General features: G+C 61.5%; 35 protein-coding genes. 11 read left to right on the top strand and 24 right to left on the bottom strand.

What is annotated here, in order from left to right:
* Complete coding sequence (locus G8767_RS24125) at nt 1–753, bottom strand: IclR family transcriptional regulator C-terminal domain-containing protein (RefSeq protein WP_166812243.1); 753 nt, start codon at nt 751–753, stop codon at nt 1–3.
* Nucleotides 753–2264, bottom strand: coding sequence for an APC family permease (locus tag G8767_RS24120; RefSeq protein ID WP_166812241.1), 1512 nt, complete (start codon nt 2262–2264; stop codon nt 753–755). The genes G8767_RS24125 and G8767_RS24120 overlap by 1 nt, the downstream gene beginning before the upstream one ends.
* A 238-nt stretch (nt 2265–2502) precedes the next feature.
* On the opposite strand from G8767_RS24120, the gene G8767_RS24115 reads away from it, so the two are divergent.
* The 3 genes from G8767_RS24115 to tatA are packed head-to-tail and all read left to right on the top strand — an operon-like array spanning nt 2503 to nt 4969.
* Nucleotides 2503–4083, top strand: a complete 1581-nt coding sequence (locus G8767_RS24115; protein ID WP_166812321.1) for an FAD-dependent oxidoreductase — start codon at nt 2503–2505, stop codon at nt 4081–4083.
* Nucleotides 4084–4121: 38 nt separating this feature from the next.
* Entirely contained in the window at nt 4122–4793 is a 672-nt protein-coding gene (locus G8767_RS24110; RefSeq protein WP_166812239.1) for a Rid family hydrolase, read from the top strand.
* On the top strand, nt 4793–4969 hold the full coding sequence (tatA, locus tag G8767_RS24105) for a Sec-independent protein translocase subunit TatA (protein WP_050655684.1): 177 nt from the start codon (nt 4793–4795) through the stop codon (nt 4967–4969). The genes G8767_RS24110 and tatA overlap by 1 nt, the downstream gene beginning before the upstream one ends.
* Before the next feature lie 51 nt (nt 4970–5020).
* Here the strand turns inward: tatA and G8767_RS24100 are convergent, their stop codons facing one another.
* The 5 genes from G8767_RS24100 to G8767_RS24080 form a co-directional block, all read right to left on the bottom strand.
* Nucleotides 5021–5635, bottom strand: coding sequence for an SAM-dependent methyltransferase (locus G8767_RS24100; protein ID WP_166812237.1), 615 nt, complete (start codon nt 5633–5635; stop codon nt 5021–5023).
* On the bottom strand, nt 5632–6390 hold the full coding sequence (locus tag G8767_RS24095; RefSeq protein WP_166812235.1) for a PIG-L family deacetylase: 759 nt from the start codon (nt 6388–6390) through the stop codon (nt 5632–5634). The genes G8767_RS24100 and G8767_RS24095 overlap by 4 nt, the downstream gene beginning before the upstream one ends.
* Nucleotides 6384–7322, bottom strand: coding sequence for an acyl-CoA dehydrogenase (locus G8767_RS24090; RefSeq protein WP_166812233.1), 939 nt, complete (start codon nt 7320–7322; stop codon nt 6384–6386). The genes G8767_RS24095 and G8767_RS24090 overlap by 7 nt, the downstream gene beginning before the upstream one ends.
* Nucleotides 7319–8023 (bottom strand): glycosyltransferase, encoded by a 705-nt coding sequence (locus G8767_RS24085; RefSeq protein WP_124567386.1) that lies wholly within the window; start codon nt 8021–8023, stop codon nt 7319–7321. Before G8767_RS24085 ends, G8767_RS24090 begins: the two co-directional genes overlap by 4 nt.
* Nucleotides 8024–8224: 201 nt before the next feature.
* Nucleotides 8225–8992: a GAF and ANTAR domain-containing protein gene (locus G8767_RS24080; RefSeq protein ID WP_124567385.1), complete on the bottom strand. Its 768-nt coding sequence runs from the start codon at nt 8990–8992 to the stop codon at nt 8225–8227.
* Between the two features lie 109 nt (nt 8993–9101).
* Here G8767_RS24080 and G8767_RS24075 point away from each other — a divergent pair, with 109 nt between their 5' ends.
* The gene (locus G8767_RS24075; RefSeq protein ID WP_206029714.1) at nt 9102–9800 is read left to right on the top strand and encodes a HemK2/MTQ2 family protein methyltransferase; all 699 of its coding nucleotides are present in this window, start codon (nt 9102–9104) and stop codon (nt 9798–9800) included.
* Here G8767_RS24075 and G8767_RS24070 read toward each other — a convergent pair.
* Complete coding sequence (locus tag G8767_RS24070) at nt 9757–10806, bottom strand: iron-containing redox enzyme family protein (RefSeq protein ID WP_166812231.1); 1050 nt, start codon at nt 10804–10806, stop codon at nt 9757–9759. The genes G8767_RS24075 and G8767_RS24070 overlap by 44 nt on opposite strands.
* Between G8767_RS24070 and G8767_RS24065 the strand changes: the two genes are divergently transcribed.
* Nucleotides 10807–11046 carry a CDGSH iron-sulfur domain-containing protein gene (locus G8767_RS24065; RefSeq protein ID WP_166812229.1) on the top strand — a complete coding sequence of 80 codons (240 nt, stop codon included), beginning with the start codon at nt 10807–10809 and terminating at the stop codon, nt 11044–11046.
* 122 nt (nt 11047–11168) lie between these two features.
* Here G8767_RS24065 and G8767_RS24060 read toward each other — a convergent pair whose 3' ends face one another.
* The 3 genes from G8767_RS24060 to G8767_RS24050 all read right to left on the bottom strand — a co-directional run bounded on the left by G8767_RS24060 (nt 11169) and on the right by G8767_RS24050 (nt 13190).
* Nucleotides 11169–11372 carry a cold-shock protein gene (locus G8767_RS24060; RefSeq protein ID WP_003943666.1) on the bottom strand — a complete coding sequence of 68 codons (204 nt, stop codon included), beginning with the start codon at nt 11370–11372 and terminating at the stop codon, nt 11169–11171.
* A gap of 316 nt (nt 11373–11688) precedes the next feature.
* Nucleotides 11689–12666 carry a YhjD/YihY/BrkB family envelope integrity protein gene (locus tag G8767_RS24055; protein ID WP_166812227.1) on the bottom strand — a complete coding sequence of 326 codons (978 nt, stop codon included), beginning with the start codon at nt 12664–12666 and terminating at the stop codon, nt 11689–11691.
* A gap of 86 nt (nt 12667–12752) precedes the next feature.
* The gene (locus tag G8767_RS24050; RefSeq protein ID WP_124567382.1) at nt 12753–13190 is read right to left on the bottom strand and encodes an STAS domain-containing protein; all 438 of its coding nucleotides are present in this window, start codon (nt 13188–13190) and stop codon (nt 12753–12755) included.
* 315 nt (nt 13191–13505) lie between these two features.
* Between G8767_RS24050 and G8767_RS24045 the strand changes: the two genes are divergently transcribed.
* Nucleotides 13506–13754 (top strand): modification methylase HgiDII, encoded by a 249-nt coding sequence (locus G8767_RS24045; RefSeq protein ID WP_124567381.1) that lies wholly within the window; start codon nt 13506–13508, stop codon nt 13752–13754.
* Between the two features lie 16 nt (nt 13755–13770).
* Here the strand turns inward: G8767_RS24045 and G8767_RS24040 are convergent, their stop codons facing one another.
* Nucleotides 13771–14490: a SigB/SigF/SigG family RNA polymerase sigma factor gene (locus tag G8767_RS24040; RefSeq protein ID WP_234036979.1), complete on the bottom strand. Its 720-nt coding sequence runs from the start codon at nt 14488–14490 to the stop codon at nt 13771–13773.
* Between the two features lie 59 nt (nt 14491–14549).
* Nucleotides 14550–14984, bottom strand: coding sequence for an ATP-binding protein (locus tag G8767_RS24035; protein ID WP_166812225.1), 435 nt, complete (start codon nt 14982–14984; stop codon nt 14550–14552).
* Nucleotides 14985–15220: 236 nt separating this feature from the next.
* On the opposite strand from G8767_RS24035, the gene G8767_RS24030 reads away from it, so the two are divergent.
* Nucleotides 15221–15658 carry a hypothetical protein gene (locus G8767_RS24030; RefSeq protein WP_095971958.1) on the top strand — a complete coding sequence of 146 codons (438 nt, stop codon included), beginning with the start codon at nt 15221–15223 and terminating at the stop codon, nt 15656–15658.
* A 9-nt stretch (nt 15659–15667) separates the two neighbouring features.
* Here G8767_RS24030 and G8767_RS24025 read toward each other — a convergent pair whose 3' ends face one another.
* From G8767_RS24025 to G8767_RS24005, 5 genes are all read right to left on the bottom strand, one after another.
* On the bottom strand, nt 15668–15985 hold the full coding sequence (locus G8767_RS24025; RefSeq protein WP_095971959.1) for a WhiB family transcriptional regulator: 318 nt from the start codon (nt 15983–15985) through the stop codon (nt 15668–15670).
* A gap of 184 nt (nt 15986–16169) precedes the next feature.
* Complete coding sequence (locus tag G8767_RS24020) at nt 16170–16841, bottom strand: ANTAR domain-containing protein (protein WP_095971902.1); 672 nt, start codon at nt 16839–16841, stop codon at nt 16170–16172.
* A 48-nt stretch (nt 16842–16889) separates the two neighbouring features.
* Nucleotides 16890–17024 carry a hypothetical protein gene (locus G8767_RS36385; RefSeq protein WP_020968725.1) on the bottom strand — a complete coding sequence of 45 codons (135 nt, stop codon included), beginning with the start codon at nt 17022–17024 and terminating at the stop codon, nt 16890–16892.
* A 73-nt stretch (nt 17025–17097) separates the two neighbouring features.
* Nucleotides 17098–17643: a DNA starvation/stationary phase protection protein gene (locus G8767_RS24010; protein ID WP_095971904.1), complete on the bottom strand. Its 546-nt coding sequence runs from the start codon at nt 17641–17643 to the stop codon at nt 17098–17100.
* A gap of 84 nt (nt 17644–17727) precedes the next feature.
* Nucleotides 17728–17886: a hypothetical protein gene (locus tag G8767_RS24005; RefSeq protein WP_166812223.1), complete on the bottom strand. Its 159-nt coding sequence runs from the start codon at nt 17884–17886 to the stop codon at nt 17728–17730.
* A gap of 358 nt (nt 17887–18244) precedes the next feature.
* Here G8767_RS24005 and G8767_RS24000 point away from each other — a divergent pair, with 358 nt between their 5' ends.
* Complete coding sequence (locus tag G8767_RS24000; protein ID WP_124567380.1) at nt 18245–18547, top strand: MerR family transcriptional regulator; 303 nt, start codon at nt 18245–18247, stop codon at nt 18545–18547.
* A gap of 25 nt (nt 18548–18572) precedes the next feature.
* Here the strand turns inward: G8767_RS24000 and G8767_RS23995 are convergent, their stop codons facing one another.
* The 4 genes from G8767_RS23995 to G8767_RS23980 all read right to left on the bottom strand — a co-directional run bounded on the left by G8767_RS23995 (nt 18573) and on the right by G8767_RS23980 (nt 21439).
* The gene (locus G8767_RS23995; RefSeq protein ID WP_095971906.1) at nt 18573–18950 is read right to left on the bottom strand and encodes a hypothetical protein; all 378 of its coding nucleotides are present in this window, start codon (nt 18948–18950) and stop codon (nt 18573–18575) included.
* A 137-nt stretch (nt 18951–19087) separates the two neighbouring features.
* Nucleotides 19088–20575 (bottom strand): trehalose-6-phosphate synthase, encoded by a 1488-nt coding sequence (locus G8767_RS23990; protein WP_095971907.1) that lies wholly within the window; start codon nt 20573–20575, stop codon nt 19088–19090.
* The gene (locus G8767_RS23985) at nt 20572–20991 is read right to left on the bottom strand and encodes an STAS domain-containing protein (RefSeq protein ID WP_095971908.1); all 420 of its coding nucleotides are present in this window, start codon (nt 20989–20991) and stop codon (nt 20572–20574) included. The genes G8767_RS23990 and G8767_RS23985 overlap by 4 nt, the downstream gene beginning before the upstream one ends.
* Nucleotides 20992–21250: 259 nt before the next feature.
* Nucleotides 21251–21439 (bottom strand): PI-type proteinase, encoded by a 189-nt coding sequence (locus tag G8767_RS23980; RefSeq protein WP_124567378.1) that lies wholly within the window; start codon nt 21437–21439, stop codon nt 21251–21253.
* 187 nt (nt 21440–21626) lie between these two features.
* Between G8767_RS23980 and G8767_RS23975 the strand changes: the two genes are divergently transcribed.
* Entirely contained in the window at nt 21627–21875 is a 249-nt protein-coding gene (locus tag G8767_RS23975; RefSeq protein WP_095971909.1) for a hypothetical protein, read from the top strand.
* Between the two features lie 264 nt (nt 21876–22139).
* Here the strand turns inward: G8767_RS23975 and G8767_RS23965 are convergent, their stop codons facing one another.
* Entirely contained in the window at nt 22140–22631 is a 492-nt protein-coding gene (locus G8767_RS23965; RefSeq protein ID WP_206029713.1) for a hypothetical protein, read from the bottom strand.
* Nucleotides 22628–23206, bottom strand: coding sequence for an RNA polymerase sigma factor (locus G8767_RS23960; protein ID WP_029537811.1), 579 nt, complete (start codon nt 23204–23206; stop codon nt 22628–22630). Before G8767_RS23960 ends, G8767_RS23965 begins: the two co-directional genes overlap by 4 nt.
* A gap of 185 nt (nt 23207–23391) precedes the next feature.
* Between G8767_RS23960 and G8767_RS23955 the strand changes: the two genes are divergently transcribed.
* Nucleotides 23392–23856, top strand: coding sequence for an Asp23/Gls24 family envelope stress response protein (locus G8767_RS23955; RefSeq protein WP_003943699.1), 465 nt, complete (start codon nt 23392–23394; stop codon nt 23854–23856).
* Nucleotides 23853–24137, top strand: a complete 285-nt coding sequence (locus tag G8767_RS23950) for a hypothetical protein (protein ID WP_095971912.1) — start codon at nt 23853–23855, stop codon at nt 24135–24137. The genes G8767_RS23955 and G8767_RS23950 overlap by 4 nt, the downstream gene beginning before the upstream one ends.
* Nucleotides 24138–24182: the final 45 nt, after the last annotated feature.

Below are 24182 nucleotides of genomic sequence, written 5' to 3'. Positions count from 1 at the left end.
TCAGCTTGCTTTCGACATCGTCGGAGCAACGATGCGTTCCGCGTACTCCCGCAAGAGCGCCACCAGGTCTGCGTCGTTCACGGAAAGTCTGCCGGTCGGACCTATCGCAGCCAAGGCACCGACGACACACCTTTCCGCGTCGTGGATCGGGACGGCGACGGCAGAGCGTCCGACACGAATCTCGTCGACCTCACGGGCGGGCTCACCGCGCCGGATCCGCGAGAGTTCGAGTTCCAACGCGTCGCCGTCGGTGATGGTGTGTGCGGTGACCTTTCGCAATGGGGTCTCGGCCAATTCGGGTCGGCCGGCGAGGAGCAGCTTCCCGATAGCTGATGCGTGAACGGCTGTGACCAGTGTTCGTTCACCGCTGAGCTCGTGGTCGGGATCGCGATCCACAAGTCGAATTCTGTTCTCTGCAAACGACGCGAGATAGACGCCGAACCTCAGCTGTTCGCGGAGTTCTTCGAGGAGCACCGAGTTGTCGACGGGTGTGGGTTCGGCGGCAGCCCCGGCCAATTCGCGGGTGCGTCGGCCCAGCGCGAAGCCGGAGAGGTCGGCGATCCGAACCAGGTAGCCGTCGGCGACAAGGATGTTGAGCAACCGATACGCGGTGGCAGGTGGGATGTCGGCCAGGGCTGCAATGTCTTTGGCGGTGGCTCCCGATCCGAGCCTGGCTGCCGACTCGAGCAGGGCAAGGGCGCGCTGAACGGCTCGGGGTTCGTGCCCACCGAGATCGCGGGGTCGGCCCACCATCAGCGGGCGCCGGCAGTCGGCTCGCCCACCAGCACGATGTTTCCGGCTGCGTCGGTGGCGAACACCCCAGCTCCGGGTAGTACGTCCTCGGTTTCGGGGCTGTCGAAAGCTCCGACGTGCAGCAGACTTTTGGGGCTTCGGCGTCGCAGGTAGAACTGCCAGAGTGTGCCCGAGGTCAGGATCACGAGCACAGCGATCGGTGCAACGTACGCGTCGTCGATCGTGTTGGCGTAAACCAGGTATCCGAGGACTATCGCGCCGGCGCCACTTCCACACGACGCGGCCGCGAGAACGCCGGGAGTGTGCTCACCGATCCGTGTCAGGAAGACCACGGATGCGATCGCCACCAGTGCATACGCCACGATGACGGCGCCGCGAACCGTCAGCCGGACATCGTCGAAAATCTCTCCGCGTCCGAGAACGGCAAAAGTTCCACCGCCTACCAGGACTGTGCAGACGACGGCGGTCAAGGCAAAGTACGGCGTGCGGAAGGCACGGTGAACCGAGGCGAACCGGCGGGGGAGTAGCCGCTCGACGCCGAACGAATAGACCAGGCGTGACGCAGCATTGGACGACGCCATCGACGACGCCAGCCACGAGCACCCCAGACCGACGTTGAGCGCGATCACGACGGCGGGGCTCACACCTGTCGCCGTTCCGTGAAGATAGGCGTTGACCAGAGTGTCACTGCGTCCGGACCAAGCGGCCCAGCCCGCGAAGATGAAGAGCGATCCACAGATGATCGGGGTGAGAAGAACTGTGCGGGTGACGGTTACCAGCGGACGACGAGCTTCGGGGCCGAAGAAGGCCGCGCTCTCGAATCCGGCGAGAGCGAACACGGCAGCCAGGGCGGTGAGCAGTAATCCGTGGCCGGAGCTGGGCGGAACGATCTGTGCCTGTTGGCTTCCGGAACCGCCCAGGACCATGAGCCCGACGATGAACAGCAGTGAACAGCTTTCGACGACGAGGATCGCGAGAGCGGCAAATCTGACACCCCGAACGAGGGCACCGAGAATCAGCAGGGCTATCCCCAGATAGAGCGCGATGACGTGAAAAGTCTTGTCCACGTGCACACCCGCGAAGCCGAGCAATGCGATTGCGGCCTGTCCTCCGTGATAGAGCGTCATCACCGCGCTTCCGACGTATTTGACCAACATGGCGATGCCGGTGGTCAATGCTGCCCGGGTGCCCAGTCCACGAAAGACGAAGCTGTGCAGCCCACCTGATGCTGCCATTCGGCGCGTGAACTGTGAAACGCAGAACGCTATGAGCGTCACCAGCACGGTGGCCGCGATGATGGTGATCATCCCGCTCAACAATCGGCCGTGTGTCAGCATGGTGACGGGCAGAACGACCATCGACACCGCGGGAGCAGTGGTTGCCACCGACTGGGCCAGTACCTCGGCGCCGGAGAGTTGCCGACGGCCCAACGCGCGCAGCGGCGATCGCGCCGGGGGCTGCTTCTCGCGCGTGGTGAAGGACCGCGCGATGGCTTCGGTGAGAGCGGACATGTCGCGTCACGCTAGTCCGGTTCTGTAACGCGGATATTGCGGACATGCTTCCGCTGATCGCACTCGGGTGAGAGAGCCCGATGCGGATGCTCGCAGGTTTCTCACTCGGTCCCCACTGACTGTTTCCTGTGCGTCAAGTTCCGGACCCAACGCTCCTGAAGTCTGTGTTCAACACCAACCACCCGGATCACCGGGAGCACACTGGGGAGCTCGAATGCCATACACACGTAGATCTTTCATGCGCAGTCTGGGAATCACCGGCGGTGCCGGCCTGGCACTCGGTGCTATGTCGTCCATCGGCCTGGCGCCGGCGGTGGCGGCGACGCCGAGGCGATTCCAGGCGCCAGCTGCCGGTGACCTGATCGGGAAGGTCAAGGGAAATCACTCCGTCGTGATCCTCGGCGGCGGACCGTCCGGTCTGTGCTCCGCCTACGAACTGCAGAAGGCCGGATACAAGGTCACTGTCCTGGAAGCGCGCAACCGGCCTGGTGGTCGGGTGTGGTCGATCCGCAATGGCACCGAAGAAACCGATCTGAACGGTGAGACACAGACCTGTACGTTCTCCGAGGGGCACTTTTACAACCTCGGTGCGACGCGTATTCCGCAAAATCACAACACCATCGACTACTGCCGCGAGCTGGGCGTCGAACTGCAGATGTTCGGGAACCAGAATGCGAACACCTTCGTCAACTACACCGGCAACAAGCCGCTCGCGAATCAGTCGATCACCTACCGAGCAGCCAAGGCCGACACCTACGGATACATGTCCGAGCTGCTGCAGAAGGCTACCAATCAGGGCGCTCTCGACCAGGTCTTGAGCAAGGAAGACAAGGAAGCACTCTCGTCTTTCCTCACCGACTTCGGTGATCTCTCCAGCGACGGGCGCTACGTCGGATCCTCGCGTCGAGGGCACTCCGCGGAGCCGGGCGCCGGCCTCAACTTCGGAACCGAGATCGAACCCTTCGGGATGAGCGATGTCATCCAGGGCGGCATCGGGCGTGCGTTCTCCTTCGAGTTCGGTTACGACCAGGCCATGACGATGATGACCCCCGTCGGCGGCATGGACCGGATCTACTACAAGTTCCAGGACGCGATCGGCATGGACAACATCGAGTTCGGCGCCGAGGTCAGCGGCATGAAGAACGTGCCGGAAGGCGTCACCGTCGACTACGTCGTCGACGGCAAAACCAAGTCGATCACCGCCGACTACGCGATCTGCACGATCCCACCGCACCTGATCAAGCGGCTGAACAACAACCTGCCCTCCGACATCTTGCTCGCGTTGGATGCAGCCAAGCCGTCGTCGTCGGGCAAGCTCGGTATCGAATACTCGCGTCGGTGGTGGGAGACCGAGGACCGCATCTACGGCGGCGCGTCCAACACCGACCGCGACATCTCCCAGATCATGTTCCCCTACGACCACTACAACTCCGACCGTGGCGTCGTCGTCGCGTATTACAGCTCGGGTAAGCGTCAACAGGCTTTCGAATCGCTCACGCACCGTCAGCGCCTGGCCAAGGCCATCGCCGAAGGCGCAGAGATCCACGGCGACAAATACACTCGCGACATCTCGTCGTCCTTCTCCGGAAGCTGGCGTCGTACCAAGTATTCGGAATCCGCCTGGGCGTCGTGGGCCGGCGCGGGAGATTCCCACGGCGGCATGGCAACTCCCGAGTACACCAAGCTGCTCGAACCCGTCGACCGGATCTACTTCGCCGGCGATCACCTCTCCAATGCCATCGCCTGGCAGCACGGGGCCTTCACGTCCGCGCAGGACGTCGTTACCCATCTGCATCAGCGTGTTGCGCAAACTGCCTGACGTGCTTCATTTTCCATCACATTTCTGGAGGTCACATCATGAAATCTCGCAGCACCAAGGTTCTTGCAGCGGCATTCGCCGCCACCGCGCTACTGGGGTTCGCCACTGCCTGCTCGTCTGACGAGGCGGACGCCGAGACCACATCGAGTTCGTTCGTCTCCAAATCGATTCTCGAAGCGGGGCAGGCCAACCCGATGATCGCTCAGGGTGTCGCGATCGGCGGCGACACCGCGATCTACAAGACCAGCGGCATCGGCCCGTCGGCAGGAAACAAGGCGGCGCCGGAAGGTTCGCCGGAGTCGTACATCGACGGCCAGTTCTCCGGTGGAGTTCTGCCTGCCGGGGTCACCGTCACCGAGGCGCAGGGCATCAACGTACTCAAGAAGATCCGCGACAACCTCGAAGCCCAGGGATTGAGTCTCGAAGACGTCGTGACGATGCGCGTCTTCCTGGACAACGCGCCGGGGTCGGACAAGGCCGACTACACAGGATGGAATCGCGCGTACCGCCAGTTCTTCGCCAATACCAATCTCGACACCGGTGATACGGAGCTGGTTCCGATGGGCACTGCCGAGCCGATCGCTCCGATCGAGCGCAACAGCGCCCGCCCCACCCGCTTCGCGCTCGAGGTTGCCGGACTGCCGGTTGCCGGTTGGCTCGTCGAGGTAGAGGTCGATGCGGTGTACCCCGAGGGCAAGGAACCCGCCTGATGGGCGCGCTGAGCCCGACCCACTGGGCGATCGTCGCAGTAGTGCTCGTGGTGCTGTTCGGTTCGAAGAAGCTGCCCGACGCGGCCCGCGGCCTCGGCCGGTCGATGCGGATCCTGAAGTCCGAAGTCGGTGAACTGCACTCGGATACGGACCTCGCGTTGGAGAAGCGAGACTGACCCCGTGCGCGGTTGAGGAGTCCCCACACTCCTCAACCACGCACCGGGGTTCTAGATCAAACCTTCGGAACGAGCTACCGATGGTGGTGACGGTGGACCTTTCACGAAGACATCGATCAGCACATCCTCGTCCTGGTACGACGCGAACTGCGCCAACCCCGGCGTCTGGCGCACAGCCGAATGAACGGCGTCACCGTTTTGCGGATACTCCGGTACGACGTGACGCCAATGGGCGCACAGCAGCGTTCCGCCAGGCTCGAGGTGCTCGACGACGTGCAGCATTGCCTCGGTGAGCTTTTCGAAGGTGAGGTAGTAGCCGACCTCGCTGACGACGACGAGGTCGAAGGTCTCGTCGGGCCAGTCGTCACCCAAAGCCCAGAGACGGAATTCGGCGTCACGACCGGAAAGCCGCGCGCGGGCATTCTCGAGTGCGACGGGGACGATGTCGGTGGCGAGAACGCTGTCGCAGCGCTCGGCCAACTTCTCGGTGAGAACCCCGATCGAGCACCCAGGTTCGAACGCGCGGCGGTATCGAGGTTTCGGGAGCATGGCGACACTGAGCGAGTACTTTCGCTGCTCGTACCAGCGGGATTCGAAATCCCATGGGTCGGACTGTGCGGCATACATCTTGGCGAAGTAATCCGCGGGCAGTTCACGATCGCTCATACGAACACCGTCTCGTACGGTCGCAGTAGTCGTTCCATCGCGTGTCGGGGGAGGATGGGCGCATCCGCGGGGTGATCGGAAAGCGGGGCGATCTGTGAAGTGAACTCATTGGTGGCAGCAGATTTTGCAGCCTGCACGTCGGAGGGCAAGGTCACTCTTCTTGCTCTGTCCCACGGGACTGCCGCATGATCCGGCGCGGCCCAATGCCATGCCCAGATGGGGTACTCGATCAATCGCGCTCCAGTATCCGCGCACGCCCTTGCCGCAGCGTCCCCGGTGGCCTCATGATCCGGGTGGCCGTCCCCTCGCCACGTCGAGGCGCACCAGGTATCGGCCGAGGAATCACCGAGAATCGAGCTGAGGCGGTCGGTCAACTCTCGCCGGTTCTCGCCGATCTTCCCGTCCGGGATGCTCAATCGAACCGGCGCGGGAATCCCGAGCACACGCGCCGCTCGATCCGACTCGGATCGTCGAAGTTGTTCCATCTCGGGCTGAGTCACCGTCGGTGAGTCGGGATGTGAAGCGCCGCCGTCGGTAACGGACACCACGTGGACATTGATTCCGGAAAGTGTTGCCAGGATTGCGGTTCCACCCAGACCGAGGATTTCGTCGTCGGGATGAGGTGCGACGACGATCAATCGCGAGCACCCGCTCAGGTCCAGTTCCGGAAACCTGCGTCCCCACTCCCGCCACGTCGATTCGGGGGTGCCACCGTCGTCGACGGGCTTCTGCGCGAACAGTTTCGAGTTCACCACGGCCGTTTCCCCTTGGCCGCAATCCGGCCCAGTTCTGCGAGATCTTTCTCGGCGTGGCTCTGCCGCAAGTAGACGGTGAGGTCGGCGACGCGGGCGGCATGCTCGGCGTCCATGCAGAGCGGTGCAGCCCCGAGAGCGCGTCCCACCCGATCCAGGGTCTCGGTGGCGGCGCGCTCGACAATTGCCCGCACACGCAGTGCCCGTTGCATGGCCTCGGCATTTTCGTCGAAAGGGTCGGCGTCGATCTCCGCCGCCGCGCCTGCGAGCGCGTTGCGGGCCGCGGCCAACGCCGCGTCGACCGCACCGAGGTGCGCGAGTACATAGGGATCTTCGCTGCTTGCGGCCTTGTCGTACAACGGATCTGCGACGCCACAGGCACCGCCGTACCAGCATGCGGCCACTCCTATCGCGCCGTGCCAGAACCCCGGCCGGCTCAGGTAGTCGCCTGCCGTCCCGACCGGTATTGCCGGAACCATGTCGAAATCGACCGCGCTGGAGTCGCTTTCGGCCATGCCAACGGCCTTCCACGAATCGGGAACGGGATGTACCCCAGGTAGTCCGAGCTCAACCGCGAAGAGCGAGGGGACACCGTCGACCAACGCGGTGATCAGTGCATGCGTGCAGGTGTTGGCGCCCGAACACCACAACTTGCGACCGGTGAGCGTCCAGATCCCCACGTGCTCAGATGCATTCACCACTGGTTCGGGTGGCTCGGCTGCCCACACTCCCCACAGCTGACCCGGTTCGGGATCGGGTCCGTCGAGTTCGGTGAGTATCGCGACTGCATCGGTGTGGGCCTCAGCCATTCGGCCGAGGACCACGTTCTCTCGAGTGAGTTCTGCCAGGGAGGTCCATCGTGCGGCCGTCGCGCCGCCGCCGGGCAACGGTAAGTACAGTCCACCTGCGTCCAGGAGTGTGTGTAGTCGTTTCATCGTGCCAGCTCCGCTTCTTCGTTATCGGCGGTCGTACCACCCAGGTTACGGATATGTCCGGCAAAACCGCCCGGAGTTCGGCCGTCGAGACGTGCAGACGTGGTGACCGCAATGTCTTCGGCCCATGCGATACAGGCACCAGCTTCGCTCAACCGCCGGACGAGATCGACGTCCTCGTCTTCTTCGAGATCGGAGAATCCTCCGACGCTCCAGTACATGTCGGCGCGGACACCGAGGTTGGCACCGTGGACGTGACCGTGTCGACCGTACGGATGCTCGTGATACATACGTTCGTATCGTTCGCGGACGGAGTGTGGATGACCTTCCCAGTCGGCGATGCGCACGGTTCCCGCGACGACATCCGCTGTACGCGCATATTCCAATTGGCGCGCAATCCACGTAGGGCCGACCACCGAATCGGCATCGGTGGTGGTGAACCACGCTGAGGCGCCCAAATCTGAGCCGAACGCGGAGAAGCCCGTCGCTCGCGAACGTCCGACGTTCTGATGCTCGACGCGCAGTACTTCCACTCCGTCGGGGACGACCCCCGCGGTTCCGTCCGAACAGTTGTCGAGGACGGCAACAAGTCGGACGGGGACAACGCAAGCCGATGCCGCTGTTGCGAGTGCGCGAAGGCAGTTGGGAAGGTCTTCGGCTTCGTTGTGGGCGGGAACTACGACAAGAACCTGGTCGATTGGCACAGTGACGATCCTTTCCTCACCCTGGTACGGTCGGGTCTTCTTTCGTCCCGGTTCTCAACAGATAACCACATTTCGGACGAGTGCCGCCGCGCGACCGCCAGCAGTTACGCAGGTCGAAAACTGTTTCGGTGAAACATCTCTGGATGCGTTTGGGAACTGCACCTTCGGGGTACAAAACGGGGTTTTGTCACCGGCGTTCTTTCAGAACCGGCGGTGGCGCACCGAATCGACGAGCATCCGGGCAACCTCGTGCAGTTTCACGTTGGTGTGCTGCGATTGCTGCACGAGACGGCTGAATGCTTCGTCGGCGTCGATACCGTGGACGGCGATCAGGACGCCCTTGGCCTGTTCGATCTCGGCCCGAGATTCCATGGCGCAGTGCAGTTGTTCGATGTGTTCGTGCGCCTGACGCCAGCGTCGTGAATCTGCGATCGCTGCGCCCGCACCGGCGGTGAACAATTTCATCAACTCCTCGTCGAAGGGCTTGAACTCTGTCGACGCGAATCCGTAGACGTTGAAAGCGCCGAGTAGTTCGGTGCTGCCTTCTCCCATGGTGATCGGCACGGACAAGTAGGACCGGACGCCTTGTTTGCGGGCCTCGGCGGTGAATTCCGGCCATGTGTCCTCGTGATCACCCACCTTTGCCCGTACCGACGACACAGTGCGCGCGGCGTCAACGCACGGACCACGATCGGCAGAGTGCTGGGCGTCGTCTATCTCGGAAAGGTAGTCCGCGGTGGATGCGGCAGTTCGTGGGCCATCGGCGGACAGCACCGTCACGCTGACAGCATCGGCATCCGGCAGGGCTTTGACAGCAGTCTCGGCCAGACGTTGGAGCATGGAGTCGAGATGCTCGTCCGTGTTCAGAGTGGACCGGAGTCCGGCGATCGCTTCGGCGAGAGTGTCGAGCGAATCTGCTGCGGAAGCAAACGCCGCGGCTCCCTGTGGAGTGTCCGCATTGCCTGTCATGACTCAGGTCTACTCCGCAAACTGCGACGATGTAACCGTTCCAGGCGGTTGATGCTTCGATGTTGCATGAAATCCGAGGTTCCTGGGTAGCCGCACGCAGCGATGTGCGATGTCGCCTGAAAAAGAGGAGCCGATGATGATCCTGCGTCTACCTGGTGTGTATCCACCGCAACACGACACGTCGTTACTGGCGGATGCGCTGCTGTTCGAGCACCTCACCGCTCGCAGTCGGGTGCTGGATCTGTGCACGGGGACCGGCGCCCTTGCCGTCGCGGCATCCGCGGCCGGCGCAGGTCACGTCGTCGCGGTCGACATATCTCGCCGAGCGTGTGCCAACGCTCGTCTCAACGGGATCCTCAACGGAACCTCGATCGACTCCCGTCGTGGGGACCTCACCGGCGCGGTGCACGGGGAACTCTTCGATCTGGTGATCTCCAACCCGCCGTACGTCCCTGCGCTTGCAGATGATCTCCCTACCGCTGGAATCGAACGGGCTTGGGACGCAGGCAAGGACGGTCGTGCCCTGATCGACAGGATCGCGGCCACGGTTCACGAAGTGCTCGTCCCCGGCGGCACACTTCTTCTCCTGCAGTCGGTACTGTGTGGGGTCGACAAGACCGAGGCCATACTCGAGGAACACGGTATGGCCGTGGAGATTTCGGCCCGGAAGTACATTCCCTTCGGGCCCGTGATGCGCGAGCGGCGCACCATGCTGGAGGCGCGAGGGCTGATCACCACAGGTCAGGAAATCGAACAACTCGTGATCATTCGCGCAACGAAGTCTCGCCCTTCTCCCAGCTCGATGTGAGGTGATCGCCGAGAAGGTCGTCGAACGCGAGGCACGCTGCGGCGCCGAACAAGATGTCATCAGTGCGGTGCGGCTGCGAAGAAGCAAGACCGCCGGCAAGTTCGCGAACGGCGATCTGTTCGTGAACCGAATCTGCTTCCACGTGCTCGTCGTAGAACAGTGTCGCGTCCGAACCGAATCCGAGTCGGCGCAGTCCGGCACTGTAGCGCTTGCTCGGCAGCGCCGACGTGGTCTCGACGGCGCACAGGTGCCCGACCAGCGTTCCGAGATGTCGACGGTGAAAACCGAAGAGCGAGAGAGCATTCAACGACGCCAAGGTGACCGCGGGAACAGCATCGATGTAATGGCCGTAGCGGTCCGAAAGACCGACTGCCCGCATGGTGTCGGCAAAAAGACGCGAATGCATACGCTCGGCGCGGCCGCCTCCGTACTCGTCGCTCTGCACTTCGACGAGTGCCGCCTTGACGGCACCGGAGAGCCGCGAAATTCCGAGGGTGTGCACATCCGCTTCACGGAGCTGATTGAGCGAACGGTGAATCAGCACCTCCGCGAACTGATCGACCGTGGCGTCCTTCGCCATGAAGGACGCCAGACCGGGGCCGGCGCTGGGAACGGTCATCGCCCACAGGTCGGCCACCACGTCGCCGGACGACGGAACCTCTCCCACAAGTTCCGCGATGCCGGGCTCGAAGTGCGCTTCGAGCCGAGAGCGCACGGCGAGCAGATCCGGATTCCACTCCCACTCGTCCGAGACGTTCTCGATTCCCTGCAAATGAAGCTCGTAGAGGAGCGTCAGGGTCAACTGAGCGTCGTCGTCTCGAAGAATGTCGTAGGTGGGGTCGATGGACCGTGCATCCTCGTAGGCGTCGGTGGCAGCCGTAAGCTCCCTCGGATCGGCCGAGGAGCGCAGAATGGAAACAAGAGTGGCGCTCAGTGGGCCGCGCGCCTGTGGAACAGGCATGGAAGTGGGCACGCCAGTGGCCGAATCGAGAAGTGAAGAGGACATATGACCGCGTTTCCCGAATCGTCATCTGCCGAAACACCGAGTGTTCCTGGTAACAAGACCACCATAACCGCCTGCTCGGACGGCCCGCTGCTGGTGCGTGGTGACTTCGAGTTGCTCCGTGACGACGGCACTCCGATCGAGAACAAGCGCTCCACGGTTGCTTTGTGTCGATGCGGACGAACCGGTATCGCGCCGTTCTGCGACAGCTCACACAAGAAGAAGCGAGCGCGAGCGACCTAGCCGGTACCGGACCCGGAGTCCAGGAAGGCCAGGAAGACTTGGAAACCAAGAAAAGGCTGGATGCCGGCACCATGCGGTGCAGCGTCCAGCCTTTTCAGTCTGAAGTCAGACTGGGATCGAACTCAGATGGCGCGAACGTTCTGAGCCTGGGGGCCCTTCTGGCCCTGTCCGATCTCGAACTCGACCTTCTGGCCCTCGTCGAGGGACTTGTAGCCGCTGCCCTGGATCTCCGAGTAGTGAACGAACACATCCGGTCCGCCACCTTCCTGCTCGATGAATCCGAAGCCCTTTTCACCGTTGAACCACTTGACACTGCCCTGAGCCATAACCAAATTCTCCTGGATCCATCGAGCCGAGCCCTCCCATCGAGAGTCCGGTCTCACACCTGATCCTGCCATGCTCTTCTTTTTCTGTCTCCAATTACATGCATGGCGAGTTGCAGTATTTGACGGCTTTGTCCCGTTCCGGGACCGCGTCGGAAGCAGGTGATTGTTCAACTATGCGCGTTTACCTGCTGTGATGTATTCGTCGCTTCGATGCAGCGCGAAATGACAACACTTGTGTTAAATCTGGATTCGCGGCGCAGAATGCCACCCCGATACCCAGGAGGGGACCAAATACCCAACTCGATCGGGGTCGAGATCAGTCCGAATCGTCGGGTTTGGTGCGCCCGTCGAACGTCACATGGATGTTCTCGTGAGGAACCGCGCGTTGCGCCTTTGCTTGATCGGCGAAGGTGCGCCGATCGCCTTCGATGAGCTCGGTGTTGTCGGTGAACGGAGCCAACAACCCCCGCGGATGGAGTTTGTCGACTCGCACGACGTTGATTTCCGCGCACATGACGATCGAGGCGGCAGCGAGGAACAAGAAGGCCAACAAACCCAGAACGATGGCGAAGACGCCATTGGTGGTGGAGGCGCCTCGCACCACGGATGTCACGTAAAGGGCACCGAAGGACTGAAGTGCTTGCCAGAGAACAGCAGCGGCGATCGCTCCGGGTGCCACATCGGCCACCGAGAGCGGGCGGGCGCAGGTGAGCCGGAAAGCGACGATGAAGATGCCCGCGTTCAATACGACTACCGCAAGGGTCAGCAGGAAGCTGAACGAACCGCCCAGATGAAGCGCACCGCCGATGTTGGAGACAGCGGTGGTCCCCACGATCGCGAGACCGATCGTGCCGAGAAGCAGTAACCCTTGAAGACGACCGCGGATGGGATCCGGTCGCATGTTTCGGGGCACCGACCACACCGTGTTCATTGCATTCTGGCAAGCCAGAGCGACGCCGAGGCCACCGTAGAGACCACCGACGATTCCGATCACCAGCCCTGTGACACCGCCGCCGATCTGTTGCGCATTGCCCAGGTCGTCACCGATTACCGGAAACTGATGCAGCGCGGAGTCCAAGATCTGTTGCTGAAGCACGGGGTTGCCCGAGAGCACGAAGCCGAGAATGGTCGAGAGCAACAGAAGAAGAGGAAAGAGCGAGACGAAACCGTAGTAAGCGATCAGCGCGGCGAGATAAACACCTTGATCGTCGAGGAACTTGTAGAGGACCGCTATCGGGAACCCCAGTGCCGGATGCTTCTGTTGCAAGGCATCGAGGCGCTTGGCGATTGTCATTCTCGGTCTCTCTCAGCTCGTCGGACAGCCCGACGAACCTTAGTCGCTGCGAGCGTGCGGCGCTCGACGCCGGTGCAGGCGTGGCGTCAGGAGGCTTCGAGCGACTGCTCGGCTTCGTCGAGTGCGCGCATGGCTCCCTCGACAGAGTTGGTGACCGGGAATTCCTCGTCCGCCCGCGCAGCCCGAAGCAAGCGTCGAAGCGGGTGTGACCCGATGACGGACCACTGGAAATCGTGGGCTCGCGAACGGGAGTTCAGTTCGGCGAACAGTTCGAGGCAGACCGCACCGACGAACAGTGAATTGGACAGGTCGAGAATGACGCGAGACCACTCCGCTGCGTACGAGTCGAGAAGTTCTCGTAGTTCTGGCGCGGACAGTTTGTCGAGGTCGACGTCGACCTGGATCAGGACTGTCGAGGGTGTTATCCGCCAGGCCGCGAAGCCTTGTGTGTCCACGATCGGCCCCAATTGTGTTGAGGGATCGACGAAATCGATCGGTGCATGGTCGAGATCATTCAGATTCATGGCAGATCCGGTCTGTGTGCTTTTCATCGAAAGGCTGACGACCGACCTGGCGGCACGGAAAGTGAAAGAGTCCAGGTGTGGAAAGCATTGAGCCCAATGGATGTACGCAGGAAAATGTGACCTGATCCAGAGCCTTGATGCGAACCGAGCGCCAGCGGCTTCAGCCCCGGCTGTATTCTCAACCTCGGTACCGTTCAGTGTAGCTCGAGGGCTTGGATCGGTCCAGGCTTGTAGTCGAACATTAAGCGGTGCAATGTTTTTGGACAGGCACTTCGGTATGGTGGGGGATCAGCGTCACCTGACGAAGGGATTCAGATGAACGACCGCGATGCACTCACGGCCATCTCGACCAAGCTGGACACATTGATCGGCGCGCAGACCAACGGACTGAGGGACGAGGTTCCGCCCGGTTCCAGTGTTCAGCGCGCCGAGCAGGACGGCGAGCACGGTCGTTGGGGGCACGATTATCGCCTCGCCAACAAATATCTCGAGGCTCTCGACATCGGCCAGCCCGGCCTCATCGATCGAGACGAATTGGAACGTCTTGCACAGGAATACATTTGATCCGCGAGACGTACCTTCAGAAGATTTCACCCATCTCGGTCCGTAGCTGCTTCAGAGTCTGAGTGAGAATTCTCGATACATGCATCTGAGAGATGCCGACCTTGTCGGCGATCTGGGATTGGGTGAGATGACCGAAGAATCTGAGAACGACGATCGTGCGCTCGCGCTCCGGTAGTGCCAGGAGCGCGGGCCGCAGGGTTTCGTGATTGTCGATCCGACTGATCGCTTCGTCGTACTGTCCCAAAGTATCGATCAGGGTCAGTCCGCTCCCGTCGCCGGCGGACGCCGTGTCGAGCGGGGTCGTTCGATACGAATTTCCGGCGGTCAAACCCTGCTCGACCTCGTCCGGCTCTATGTCGAGCTCCTTGGCGAGTTCCGCGACTGTCGGTGCACGGCCGAGCGTCTGCGACAACGACGTGAGCGCCCGGTTGAGGGCAAGGTGTCGTTCCTGAAGGCTGCGAGGCACGCGCACGGACCAGCCGTGATCGCGAAAGTGCTTGCGTACCTCACCCATTACGGTGGGGACTGCGAACGACAGGAAATCTGACCCTTTGTCTACGTCGAATCGCTGCACAGCCTGTACCAAACCCACGCGCGCAACTTGTTCCAAGTCCTCGAATGGCTGGCCGCGTCCCTGGTAGCGGCGAGCGACGTGGGTGGCCAGTGGTAGGCACAGTTCGATGATCGAGTTGGTGATCTTTTCTCGGGTCGGATCGTCAGGCGGAAGCGAAGCCATCGAGACGAACAGTTCGACAGCTAGTTCGTACTGGTCCTTCTTGTCCGGTGGGACAGCGGTCACGCACGCTCCTGGAGCAAGCCCTTTTCAAGCGTCATCGTCAGGGTGATGTGACCGTCCGCGTCGATTTCCGATTGTTCCAAACGGACCGAGTCGACCAGTGCTTCGAGAACGAACCATCCGAAGCTGTGGGACTTGTCGGGTATTTCGGAGTGCGCAATCACCGATACGACGATCCGCAGTGTGCGACCGTAGGTCTCGAATCGGCAGGTCAAGTCGCTGGACGGTATCGCATGGCCGATGAGGATGCTCGCGACTTCGTCCATCGCCAGAGCAAGATCGGCTGTTCCGTCGACATCCAACCCGGTGTTGTTGGCAACAGTGCGAGTGATCCCACGCAGAGTCGGCAGTTGGGAGTAGGACGCTCGGACGCGGAGCGAGGCGATGGAGTCGTGAGTAGGTTCGGCTTCGGTCGGACTCGACAGAGGGATCAAGGGGCTTCCTGTAGGTAGATGTGGCGTAATTCCGGCGGACCGAGGCAAGGAACGGTACCGGCCATGCGTGCCAGCCATCTCTACCCCGGAAGTATTCATGGCCTTCGATTACCCTTCGCGCGGCGAAGTAATCCTCTTTACTCGAACTAGAGGATGAATTGTGAGACACATCACCTGTGGTGCGCTCGTACCGATTGCCATCTTTCATTTGTGACCCGTTCGGGTACGTCCGTTTCATGGGCACTCAGGCGGACAGGCAGATCCCCGTACACACACGACCGGAAGGCGTCACGGACGACGAGGTGAAGGCAGCGGGGGTGTTGTCGAACGCCCTCGAAACGGTGGAGCGGGCGCGCGGCGCTCTGTACGACTTCCATCAGCTGATCGGACATGCGGATCTCATGCTCGACGAGGTCGTCGAGTTACTGCGATCCAGCGGTAACGACGAGCTGGCCGATCAGATCGAGGGCGAGTTGATGGGCCGGAACGTGGTCGAAGGGCGCTGGACCTTCCAGCTCGTCGAAGAGTTCGACGAGAACTACTGGTCCTTCTTTCGCGAATGCGAGCAGGTGGTGCGTGACAAGCTGGCCGGTGGAGTACCGCACCTCTTCGAAGCCGAGATGAAGGAGCGACGCCGCACGCACGGTTTGCGACACCACGAGGCCAGACCTTGAGGTTGCTACCTATTCCGGTGAGCTCGCCGCGGCACTGATCAGTGGTTCAGTTCGACTTTTACGCAACGATTCTCGTTCGGTCGCCGTCATGCCGCCCCAAATGCCGTGGGGTTCCCCGGTCTGGATGGCGTGCACGAGGCATCTCTGCACGACAGGACATCTGGCGCACACCAGCTTCGCCGAACTCTCGCGCTTCGCTCGCCTGGAGCCGCGCTCGTTCGTGTCGTCGTAGAACAGGGCGGGATCGGTGTCGCGGCAGGTGCCGGACAGCTGCCAATCCCACTCGTCGGCAAGGGGCCTGGGAGATGTGTAGGAGCGCATGAACATGGACGTTCCCTTCGCTGCGTGACGAACTCGACTCGGATCGAGGATCCAGGTCGGGTGTTGAGGCAAAGCTCGGTCCCGCCGGCCTGAACCGGCGGGACCTTCGAGGCTCCTCCCTCGCGGGGAAGATTTCGGGGGTACCTCTGGTCGGTCATTACCCAGCCGTACAACTTTTGAATCCCGGTCGTCAGGAATTCTTTTGATCCACGGCACGTCTTTCTGCTGCGGCGACAAGACCACCGGCGATGTCGCGCACCTTGACGTTCCATTCCTGCGACATCTGAACCAGAAAGTCGAAGGCGTGGTCGGCAGAGCACTCGCGCTCTGCCATCAGTAATCCCTTGGCCTGCTCGATCACTGGCCGAGAGTCCAAAGCTCTTCTCAGTTCGTCGTTCTCCGCGCGAAGGCGGGCAAGTACGTCTGACGCCGAACTGGACTGCTGAGCCCGCGGTCGTAGAACCTCGTACACACGATGAAGCACTCCGATAACCCTGCCGTCATCATCGGTGACAGAGGAATTGACCGTATTCCAATAGCGCGTGACAAACAGCCCGCTGCCTCGCTCGTCGCGCACATCGTAACGCTGAGTCGGCAGTGCGTCCCGAGTTCTGGAGTGCATCGTGCGCTCGAATGACGCTGTCAACGAGAAGATTCCGTCGGCAAACGAGTCGTCGGGATTGTCGGGGAAGGCTTCGAACACTTCCACTCCGTGTAACTGATCGAGGCTGCGGCCGGATACGGCAAGGTACTCGTCGTTTGCGCCCTGGATGCGAAAATCGCTGTCCACGAGCAGAAGAGAAGAAGTGCTTGCCGCAAAGCGATCGCTACGAACGATCGAGCGGAGAGTGCTCGAACTCATGATTGTGTCGTTTCTGTCCTGTCTTCGACGGCTGCGGCCCCTGATATTTCAGAAGTAGTTGATCGCGAGAACTCCAAGAGCGGTGCCTGCCACGATCGATCCGAACAACAAACGCTGCTGCAACACGAACATCTGATACTCGCGACGTGTCTGTGCCGACGTGCCGCGCGAGTCCGCAGACATGCTCTTGCCCTTTCCTGTTGTGGGGGGTGCGATTTCGGCCGACCCCCGATCGGCCGAAATCGCGGACGGTGCATCAGCTCTGGCGTGCCTCATTTGCGGCATCCTGCTCGGTGGACGCGCCTTCGTGTACGAGGCTGCCACCCGAGTTCTCGAGGTGAGCACGAACGAACCACTGGAACTTTTCCAACTGTGCCGTCTGGCCGATCAACATGTCTTCGGTGATCGGATCGATTTTGCCGACGCTGTCAATTGCTGTGCGACTGTCGGTGATGACCCCGGTGTAGACGAGGTCGAGCGCAGCGAGGTGCGCGCGAGCGTCGTCTCGGCCGACGGAGTAGTCGTCCCACGTGCGGTCCCGCTCGATCGCTCCCGCGGTGCCCTTGGGCGAGTTACCCAGTGCCGCGATACGTTCGGCCACATCGTCGGCGTAGCCGCGGACCAACTCCACCTGGGGGTCGATCATCTCGTGGACGCCGATGAAGTTGGGGCCCACGACGTTCCAGTGAACGTGCTTGAGCGTGAGGTGAAGATCGTTGTAGGCGCTGAGGCGTTCCTGCAGAATATCGGCGACGGACGAACCGTCTGCGCTGCTCAGTCCCGGTACGGTGAACTCGGACATATGTTTTCCTCTCGTCGTGATGGGGATCGCCCGCAAACGGGGCGATCTCGCGCCATCGTCAATCGGATCGCGTGTCGGACAGGTTCAGTGCGCGAGTGCTACCGGCTCCTCTGTCACCGGGTCGCCGTACATCATCGCGATTCGGCGCTTGACCTCTTCGGTTGTCAAAGTCGCGCTTGCGACAGTGAATCCGATGCCGGTGTTGCTCTCGCCCTGTGTGGGCGGGATGTCGATCGTCGTCATCTTGCTCCCGGTGAAGAGTGTGCCGTGAGGGAGTCGGCTGAACCACCGACTCCGACGTCTGGGTGTTCTGCACCATCGAGCTCCGGTTATGGCGCTTTCAGGTGCTACAAAATCTATATCAGCCGATGTAGATAATTGGCAAGGCTGCTTCGGCTCGGTGGCGAAGGGGAGCTAGCTCTGCGATCTCGTTGAAATGGGACTTGAGCTGCATTTACATGCATTTCTGGCACTCCAATTTTTGCCGTCAGTGGCCCTGGACACGCTTGAATCTATGTTCCCCGCGTCAGATTCACTGCGTGATGATGCTAAGGTCGGATAACGCCGATCGAGACAGCCGACACCGAACTAGGAGGTTCCAGTGACGTCGGAATCCCAGACCCGGGCGCTGCGCGGCGTATACGGGATCTCAGTGATGTCAGAGCTGTCCGGGGTAGGACCTCAGACGCTGCGCCTTTACGAGCGAAGGGGTCTACTCACCCCTACCCGCACGGACGGTGGTACGCGTCGGTACAGCGAGGCCGACCTGGATACGCTCGGACGCATCACCGCGCTGATCGACGACGGGGTCAATCTTGTCGGAATTCGTCTGATTCTGTCCCTGGAGGCAGAGAATGCAGTCTTAGCGGCTCGAATCAGCCAGTTGACCGCCGAGAACGACTAGTGACGCCCGCGGGAGACGATGCTGTTCAGGATGGAGTTTCGGTGCGGGTAGGGTCGCCGAAGTCCGCGTCGGCGGAGATCTTGTTGCCCGCCGCTTCGATCTGTTCGAACGCGGCGTCCAGAGCATCGACCAACCATTGGTGCGACGCCTCCGCGAGAAGGCGATCCGCAGTGTCAGTGTTCTCGGATTGGAAGAACCGCACCAGCCACGATTCCCCGTTGTCGGGTCGATCGGAGAGTCCGGCCGCGGTATTTGTCGCCAGCAGGTAACGGTTGTACTCGAGATCGACACGAATGGCGTACTCGCCGAACAGATTCACCACGTTGGCCGGCCGATGAGTAGCGGCAGCGAGCGCGATGAGTGCGTCGTTGTAGGTCTCGGAGTACTTCATCGTGAGGGGCATGGTCGGCCTGTCTTTCTGGGCCGATGCAGCATTGCACGGCTATGTCGAGGAGATCAGTTCGCAGCCGCTGCTTGACGATGAACTGAAACCAATCCTAGCTCGAGTCTCCGAGTGCCCTTGACGCAAGCCCGCGAGGGTCAGTTGTTGCGCGCAAAGTCCGACTCACGCTCCGTGACGAACTGATCGTCCGGAAGCGGTCCGGGTGGGGCAAGCGCGGTCAGGAACGACTCGGCCCACTGATGCACATCGTGCGTCATGACCTGCCGATGTAGCGCAGCCATCCGGCGACGGCCCTCTTTCGGATCCTGATGAACCGCGGTCAGAATCGTATTCTTCACGCCGTCCAAATCGTGCGGGTTGACCAGATACGACTGTCGTAATTCCATTGCAGCGCCGGTGAACTCGCTGAGAACGAGAGCGCCTCCCAGGTCGCTTCGGCAGGCTACGTACTCCTTGGCCACCAGATTCATCCCGTCGCGCATCGGCGTCACGAGCATGACGTCGGCAGCGACGAACAACGCGATCAGTTCTTCACGGTCGACCGGTTGATACAGGTAGTGAACTACGGGGCGGCCGATCTGACTGTGGTCGCCGTTGATGCGGCCCACCTGTTCCTCGATGACACTGCGAAGGTCGATATAGTGTTGCACGCGTTCACGACTGGGCGTCGCGAGCTGCACCATCGTGTACTTCTCCGGATCCAAACGGCCCTCGTCGAGGAGTTCCTTGAGGGCTTGCAACCGTAGATCGATGCCCTTGGTGTAGTCCAGGCGGTCGACTCCCAGCAGGATTTTCTCGGGATTTCCGAGCTCTTCCTTCAATTCGCGTGCGCGGCGCAGGACCGATTCGCTCTTCGACTGCCGCTCGAGCTCGGCCGAATCGACGGAGATCGGAAAGGCTCCCACCTTGACGACGCGAGAATCGAAATCCACATGCCCGAGCGCACTTCGAACACCGACGCCTGCGGTCGTTGTCTTGAGGCCGAGTAGTTTGCGGGCCAAGAACAGGAAATTGTTTGCGCCACCAGGTAAGTGGAAGCCGATCAGATCGGCGCCCAGCATGCCCTTGACGATCTCCTTGCGCCACGGAAGCTGCATGAAGAGCTCGACAGGAGGAAACGGAATGTGAAGAAAGAACCCGATCGTCAGGTCCGGGCGCAGCTCGCGCAACATTGCCGGCACGAGTTGCAATTGATAGTCCTGCACCCAGACGGTGGCTCCGTCCGCGGCGCAACGGGCGGTTTCCTCGGCGAACCGCTGGTTGACCGCGACGTACGTGTGCCACCACGACCGTTCGAACGTCGGAGCCACCAGAACGTCGTGGTAGAGCGGCCACAACGTGTCGTTGGAGAATCCCTCGTAGTACTCGGCGAGGTCCTGAGAGGTGAGCTCGACGGGAAACAGGCGAAGGCCGTCAACCACTATCGGATCGACCTTCTCGTCCGCGACCCCCGGCCAGCCGACCCAAGCGCCATCTCGCTGTCGCAGGATGGGTTCGAGCGCAGTGACGAGTCCACCCGGACTTCGCTTCCAGTTCTTGCCTCCGTCTTCGTCGGTTTCGAGATCGACGGGCAGTCGGTTTGCGACGACGACGAATTCGGAGAGCTTTTCGAGATCGGTACTCACGCCGACATCGGCTCCGCCAGGGTCTCGTCCAGGACGGGCGTCGAGGACAGGTACGTGACCGCCTCGGCTGTCGAATCGGTGAACACGATGTCGGCGTCCATTTTCAGAAGAGAGAGCGGGCGCCTGACGGGGTGCGCTGCGACGAGCGTCCAAGGTACGCCGAGCCTTCGTGCCTTGGCCGACAGAGTCTCGATGATGGAAAGACCTCCGACGGAGATGAACTGGACGTCCGAGCAGTCGAGTACGAACGGGTGACGCTCACCGATCAGGTCGTCGACGCAAGCAGCGAAATCAGCTCGGGACCGGACGTCGATCTCACCGCTGACCACGAGCGACTGAATGTTTTCCGCACACGTCGTGGTGAATGTGGGGGGACTGTCCGTACGCTCATCTGTAGTTCTCGAAAACTCGTTCATCGAAACTCCTGACGGATTGCTCGAAACGGTTCGTTCGAACGGTCTGGTTCGAAACGGTTTCGTTCGAAACCGGGAAACGGCACGGGAAGCAACGCACGAACCGTGCTCGTCTTCAACGGCTGGGTACTCAACCGTGCTGAGTGCCTACCTTACCGCATCGCGAAAACCCAGGTGAAAAGCGTTAGATCCGTACGGATTTCAAGGACCCGTGAGCGTCGACCCACGGGACCTTGGTCCCGATGACTAAGTCCCTGCGGGATCAGTCGGTGTCGGTCGCCGGGCCGGTGGTCGTAGCTCCACCCTCGTCGGCCCAGGTTCGCTCGCCCGACGGATCGGTCTGAACGTCTTTGTGCGCTGCATCGGAGCCGGTTCCGGGACCATGATCGGTGTCGGTGGTCTGCGGCTCGTCCGTCTGATCCGCGTGGTCGGTGGAATTCTGTTCAGTCATGGTGTGTGCGTTTCCTTCGGGAAGTCGTTGTTCATGTACTTGTCGTTTCCTGCTCACCCGCGAGGGGTACTCAGTAGGTGGTAGTGCGTCACGTCGAGTCAGTACGCCACGTCGAGTCAGTACGCCACGTCGAGTCCGTACCAGCAAAGTCAGCTGTCACCGAAGCAGGAGATTTCACGTGAACCATATGACCGTGACGACCGAACACCTGCGTGCACTGCTCGGCAGCGGCCCCCATTCGGAATTGGTAGCGGTCGGTGGCGAGATCGAGATCTACGTCCCCGACGAAGAAGGGTTCGGCCTCGAGGGTATCTCGCTTGTCACTCGCGAGCAGTTGGCCGAACGCCTACCGTCCTCGCACGACAACCCCGACGAAGGTGAACTGCGTATCGCCGCGGAATCGTTGAGCGAGATGATCGCCGAACTCGGTGGCTGACTACTGAGGCCAGTGACTACTGGGGCCACCTGACTACTGAGGCCCCGTGGCTTCAGATTCTCGCTGACTTCAGATCTGGGGGATGGGATCCGGGGGATACGGATTCGGTGGTGTCGGAGTCGGCGGCACAGGTGGTGGATTCAGCGGATCGGGTGGTGTCGGGGCGGGTGGTGTCGGCGGCCCCGGATCGGGGACCGGGCCCGGATCCGGTGGTGGGGGAGTGGTCATGAGTGCCGGGTTCCCAAACACTTGCCGAACAAACACCTAGTGTTCGGAGTGGCTTTTGGTGTTCACCTCGGCAGGTAGATCATCCACGATGTCGACTACGGCGATGTGGACGCTCTCTGCAGAGACCGGTGGGTCCATGTCGCCGAGGATCAAGTGAACGACGTCGACGACGGTGAACCGTACCCGGTCCGACAGTTCGGCCAGATCCACTCCGTACGGCGCTGTCAGTTCGATACGTAGTGAACGTATTTCGTGGCCGTCGACGAAGAACTCGATACTGCTCGGCGAGCAGTGGTGTCGAGAACGGATCTCGGCGGCCAAATGGGTGCGGAGTACGTGATCGCTCACCGACACCGTGCCGAGACGTGGACCCTCGGACGCATGTGCATCGAGCGGCCAACTGGACGCCGAGGTCGACCGCAGTGCCCGGATCACCTTGTCGCTGATTCGATCCCATCCTGGCTCGGGAGCGTTCCGCAGGACGTCGGATGCGTGCGCCATCAATGCGTCGGTTCGTGATTCAGTCATCGCCACCTCGTCATTCGTTCACTCAGGTTAGCCCGTGCGCGATGGTGATGCCCACGCACCGAATCCGGAGTGAGTCTCAGAATCTTGCCGATTTGAACGAACGTGAGCATCTCCACCTCTCGTAGTGTCCAGGCTGCACGCTGGCGATAAGGCAATTCACCCAAGGCTTCTTCCAGAGCTTCCAGGAACGCGGAGTTCGAGGTCGCGTCGAACGGACCGGCCTCGGGAGACGGCACGAGAGGATCGAGCAGCTTGTCGTCGATCGGTTGAGCCCGCTTGATTCGATAGCTGTCCACGATCTTTCGGGAACAGATAGCGAAAAGCCATGTTCGCATCGACGATTCGCCACGAAATGAATCGAGGCGGCGCCACGCGGCAACGAAGGTGTCCTGGACTACCTCGAGAATGTCGCCTTCGTCCGCGAGCATTCGACGCGCATATCGGTGGAGCGCGGGGCCGTAGTAGTGCACGAGTGACTCGAATGCTTCTCGGTCGCCGAGTATCGCGGCGTCCACCGTTGCAGGGTCCAAGCCGTCAGGTGCTTCGGCGAGCCCCTGTGTGTGCGGTAACGCCACAGTCGCTCCTCTCGCAGAAATGCGGATACTCGGCTGCGTTCGAAGATTGTTCGCGCGGCCGGGGCGTTGAATGTTACGGACAGTAACTAACAAGTGTCAGTGATGCACGTCACCCGGCTGAGGCATTCGGTTTTGCGTTCGAGTCGCGACTACACAGGTAGATCGATCAACAGGAGGAGATGACAATGGTCAGCACGCAGGTTGCGACAGCATCTACGAAGGATGTTGCATCATCGAACGACTCGGCTCTCGTGAGCTCGCAAGGAAAGACGTCGATCGCCGACACCGTTGTCTCGAAGATTGCCGGCATCGCTACGCGAGAGGTGAGCGGCGTGTACGACGTCGGCGGCGGAGCGTCCCGAGTCGTCGGGGCACTGCGTGAGCGGATCCCCGGCGCGAGTGTCAACCACTCCCAGGGAGTATCGGTCGAGGTCGGCGAAAAGCAGGCAGCGGTCGACATCGACATCGTGGCCGAGTACGGCGTATCGCTCGCCGATCTGGCCACCGGCATTCGTCGCAACGTCATCGCGGCGCTCGAACGGATGACCGGTCTCGAGGTGACCGAGGTGAACATCACGGTTCACGACGTCCACCTTGACGAGGGCAGTGACGACGAAACCGGCGAGCCCAAGACTGCACGGGTGCAGTGAGTTCCGAAATCGCTGACACCATCGCGGCGGCTGTGACGCGGGTGCCTGGGGTCGCCTCGCTTCATGCCGGAATGTTCGGCGAGGTTGGCACGTACCTCCCCGGTCGTCGCGTCGTCGGCGTGCGGGTGACGGAGTCGTCGACGGACATCCATGTGTGCATCTTCGTCGACGCCGCCGTTCGCGATACGGCTTTACGTATCCGCCAAGCCGTTTCGGGACTCGTTGCAGGCCCAGTGAACGTGACCGTGGAAGACGTAGTCGGTCGTGCGCACGATGCCTGAGCACTCTCGAGGTTCAGTTCCTGATCGCCGATCCGCACGCCGAGA

This window comes from Rhodococcus sp. IC4_135 (assembly GCF_011602025.1).
Lineage (GTDB): Bacteria > Actinomycetota > Actinomycetes > Mycobacteriales > Mycobacteriaceae > Rhodococcus_F > Rhodococcus_F baikonurensis.
Note: the sequence above shows the minus strand (reverse complement) of the source record. Positions and strands in the feature narration are given on the sequence as shown.